Source organism: Enterobacter sp. CGMCC 5087 (genome assembly GCF_003144775.1).
Lineage (GTDB): Bacteria > Pseudomonadota > Gammaproteobacteria > Enterobacterales > Enterobacteriaceae > Enterobacter > Enterobacter cloacae_M.
In genome coordinates this window covers 1-3,996 of the sequence record NZ_QFXN01000028.1, presented here as the reverse complement: position 1 = coordinate 3,996, position 3,996 = coordinate 1, and the positions used below count along the sequence as shown (strand labels likewise).

The 3,996-nt window shown below is 56.8% G+C and carries 4 protein-coding genes; 2 read left to right on the top strand and 2 right to left on the bottom strand.

Annotated elements, in window-relative coordinates; translation table 11 throughout:
* Positions 1–1,254: MFS transporter (locus DEO48_RS02210; protein WP_109844231.1), on the bottom strand; the 1,254-nt coding region annotated here is incomplete at its 3' end.
* A gap of 158 nt (positions 1,255–1,412) precedes the next feature.
* Positions 1,413–2,732, bottom strand: coding sequence for an MFS transporter (locus DEO48_RS02205; RefSeq protein ID WP_109844230.1), 1,320 nt, complete (start codon positions 2,730–2,732; stop codon positions 1,413–1,415).
* Between the two features lie 67 nt (positions 2,733–2,799).
* Between DEO48_RS02205 and DEO48_RS02200 the strand changes: the two genes are divergently transcribed.
* Positions 2,800–3,024, top strand: coding sequence for a hypothetical protein (locus tag DEO48_RS02200; protein WP_109844229.1), 225 nt, complete (start codon positions 2,800–2,802; stop codon positions 3,022–3,024).
* Between the two features lie 97 nt (positions 3,025–3,121).
* The gene (locus tag DEO48_RS02195) at positions 3,122–3,922 is read left to right on the top strand and encodes a YdcF family protein (protein ID WP_109844228.1); all 801 of its coding nucleotides are present in this window, start codon (positions 3,122–3,124) and stop codon (positions 3,920–3,922) included.
* Positions 3,923–3,996 lie beyond the last annotated feature (74 nt).

The following is a 3,996-nucleotide window of genomic DNA, read 5'->3' as shown; positions in this document are numbered from 1 at the left end:
GCGGGGGTCGGCGATCCCCCCGCCAATGGCGGCCAGCATGGCGGGTGCCAGGAAGAAGGCGCTGCCGAAGCCCAGCAGAAACTGGCTTAGCATCAGCTGATCCGGCCGGGTCAGGTTGTTGGACTGGCTGTCCAGCAGCGAGGCAACAATCATCAGCGCCAGAGAAGTGATGATTGGCCACGCCAGTTTGGTCGGCTTAATCGTGAGGCAGCTGGTGACAATCCCGCAGACGATCCCGGCGAAAATGGACCACGCCAGGTGGGTCATCTGCTCGTTCTGCAACCCCACGTACTGCAGCCAGCCGATGACCCCGGTGTTTTGCTCTGCCAGCACGATACGGATCAGCAGCATGATCAGCCCCAGACGGACGATGCTGCCGCTCGACAGCCAGCGGGTGTTCAGCAGCGGGTTGGTGCGGTTATGTTCAAAGACGATGGCAGCCACAATCAGCACCAGCGATAGCGCCAGCGACCAGCCGATCCACGGCGCCTCGAACCACCAGTCAAGACGGCCCAACGAGAGCACGGCGCAGAGCAGGGCCATTCCGGGGGCCATTAAAAAGAAGGTGATAAAGTCTTTCTTCTCAAAGACCTTGCGCCTGTCGCCCGGCGGCAGTTTTAAGGCTATTACGCAGGCCAGGGAGATCAGCGCCAGCCCCAGCTCGAAGAAATAGAGCCCGCGCCACTCGTCCAGCTGCAGCAGTTCGGTGGAAAACAGGCGGGCCAGAGGGATGGCGAGCGACGACCCGGTAATCCCGATGGTGAGCGCCTTCAGGCGGTGCTTCGCAGGCCAGGCCTGGATCTGATAGTAAATCCCCAGAGAGCTGAGCGCGGCGGCCACCATCCCGTGCGCGGCGCGCACCATCAGCGCCGAGCTGAGATCGTTAACGAACAGGTGGAAAAAGGTCACCAGCACGTACAGCACCAGAAAACCTTCCGTGAAGGCGCGCAGACCGTACTGCTGGCGGAACTTGACCAGCAGCAGGTTGATAGAGATGTTGGTCATGACGTAGACCGCAGGCAGCCAGGCGATTTCGGTCGACCAGGCCCCGAAGGTGCCCTGCAGATTTTGCAGGTTGGCGGTCACCACCGCATTTCCCAGCGCTCCCGTCAGGCACACCAGCAGGCCAACGACGCCGTAGGCAATCCGTTTTGGCGTACTGTGCTCGGGTGTGGAAGGCGAACCCAGCAGGGCGGGTTTCTCATGTGGCTGCCACTCGCGAGGAGCATAAGGGTCGCATTCGGGCAGGCGCATAACGTCGTTTACCTTAGAAATAATTGAATAATTAGCGTGCTAGCGATTCTACGTCTGCCGCAAATGATAATTCAAGTGAATATGATTTACGCATGTTAATCAAATGTAGAAGGGAAGTTTAAGGAAAAAGAGCGGCCCGAAAGTCGGGCCGACAACGATCAGAGATGTTCGGGCTGTGCCTGCAGAAGGGTCGTTCGCTTGACGCGGCTGGCGCAGAAAATCGCGATTAGGGAAATGACCACCGTGACGGCAAGATACCAGGCCACCGGAACCCAGTCGCCGTCATATTTTGCCAGCAGTCCGGTGGCAATCAGCGGCGCGGTACCGCCGGCCAGCGCGGCACCCAGCTGATAACCGAGCGTAATGCCGGTGTAGCGTACGTTTGCACTAAAAATTTCAGAGCACAGCGTGCCGAGTACCGCCGTTACCGGTGCCCACAGCACGCCAAAGGCGATGACCGTCGCAAGCACAATGCCCCAGGTTGTTGCGGTATTGAGCAGCATAAACCACGGCACGATAAACAAACCCAGGATGAAGACGCTCGCGGCATACATGCGTTGACGGCCAATTTTATCCGAGAGCAGCCCCATTAACGGGATCATCACCGTGGCCACCAGGGCTCCCAGCGTCACGGCTTCCAGCGCCTGAGATTTTTGATACGTCAGCGTCGTGGTGGCATAGCTCACGACAAACGTCGAGAAGATATAGAACGGCGCGGTTTCTACCACCTTCAGACCGGCGGCAATCAGCACTTCGCGCCAGTGATGTTTCAGGGTATCGCGCAGAGGCGCTTTCGCCACCTGGCCCGATTGTTTTACCTTCTTGAAATCAGGCGTCTCGTCGATGTCCTTACGGATCCACAGGCCGAGCAACACCAGAACCGAACTCAGCAGGAACGGGATGCGCCAGCCCCAGGAGAGGAAGTCCTCCTCGCTGAACAGGGTCATCAGCGAGACGATAAAGGTCGCCATCAGCATGCCGATGGTGACGCCCGCCTGCGGAATACTGCCGAAGAAGCCTTTACGTTTTTCGGGCGCGTATTCGTAGGCCAGCAGCAGCGCGCCGCCCCATTCACCGCCTATGCCCATCCCCTGAATGATACGCATCAGGATCAGCAGAGCGGGCGCCCACAGGCCAATCATTTCATACGTGGGCAGCAGGCCGATCATGACGGTTGCACCTCCCATCAGAGAGAGGGTAAGAACGAGGGTTTTTTTACGTCCGATGCGGTCGCCGATATGGGCGAAAAGTACCCCGCCAATGGGGCGAATGAAAAAGGTTAATGAGAAAGAGAGATAAGAAAGAATGAGCCCGATCACCGGATCGACCATCGGGAAAAAGATCTTATTGAAGACCAGAGCGGCCGCCGTGCCGTAGAGAAAATAGTCAAACCATTCAATGGCGCTCCCGGTAAGGCTGGCGATTAACACCTTCTTATTTTTTCGTAATACCGTCGTCGTACTTTCATGTTCTGTCATGACCTGAACCCCCGCCACGTTGATGATGTATGAGGTGTCACCTGGCGCGCTTCAGGTGCAACCTGCGATGATGAAAAAGGTTGTGAAATTGTTAAGCAACTTAGGGTTGGATGTTGTATTTGGCAAGCTAACGGGAGATGAAACTGGTCAGATCACGGTGAAATATGCAGCGTTGGGTGCTTTTGCAGAGAGCATGTGCAACAGGATGTTTTGTATGATGGAAAACCAAAAGCATAATATGCAGGTGCAACCCGATTGTTTTTGGATGTTTCTGGTTATTTCAGAAAAATGACAATTTGGGCGATAAAAAAACGTCTGATTTCAGAGCCCGCCTCTGCGTTATCGGTAAGAAGCCGCTACCCTGAAGAGACATAAATGAGGAGTTCACCATGGTTCAGCCCCATTTTCCCATCCTGCCGGATGCCACCCTGGCGGCCATCAATACTGTCGGTGAATGGCTGGCGCAGGACGACCTGAGCGACAGCCGCCAGCCCCCGGACGTCGATGCGGTGATCCTGGCAGGGAACGCGGTGATCCCGACCATTGAGGCGGCCTGCCGTATTGCCGCGCAGAGAGAAATCCCGCTCCTGATTAGCGGCGGTATTGGTCATTCAACCGCGTTTTTATATTCAGCTATTGGCAGTCATCCGCGTTATCACACCTTACAGGCTGAAGGGCGGGCCGAAGCGAGCATTCTTGCCGACATTGCGCGGGAGTTCTGGCAGATCCCCGATGCGCGCCTGTGGATTGAAGATCGCTCCACCAACTGCGGTGAGAACGCGCGTTTTAGCTGGAATATGCTGAAACAGCATCAGCGAGCGACCGGGCGGGTGCTGGTGGTGCAGGATCCGACGATGCAGCGCCGCACGATGGCGACGCTTGCCCGCGTGTGCCGGGATGAGCCCGTTTCGCCGCAGTGGATCAGCCATCCCGGGTTTACGTCAACGCTGCAAAACGGAAAAGAGGGCGTGGAGTTCAGTGGGGGTAACGCCGGACTGTGGCCCGTTGACCGTTATCTTTCACTGGTTCTGGGGGAGCTGCCGCGTTTGTATGATGACGTTAACGGCTATGGCCCGGCCGGGCGGGATTTTATCGCGCACGTTGAATTGCCAGATGCGGTGATTGCCGCATGGAAAAAGCTGCAGCAGGATCCGGTTCTCGCGGATGCGTTGTCCAGGCGCTCGATTTAAGGGTGTAATCAGAAGCGATAACAACCGCTTCAGAATAACCTTTGGCTTACAGCAATGTCCTGGTCCGGCTGTAT

Excerpts from the sequence above, each read along its gene's own strand:
- DEO48_RS02205 (WP_109844230.1), bottom strand. The coding sequence starts at position 2,732 with ATGACAGAACATGAAAGTACGACGACGGTATTACGAAAAAATAAGAAG.
- DEO48_RS02200 (WP_109844229.1), top strand. The coding sequence starts at position 2,800 with ATGATGAAAAAGGTTGTGAAATTGTTAAGCAACTTAGGGTTGGATGTT.
- DEO48_RS02195 (WP_109844228.1), top strand. The coding sequence starts at position 3,122 with ATGGTTCAGCCCCATTTTCCCATCCTGCCGGATGCCACCCTGGCGGCC.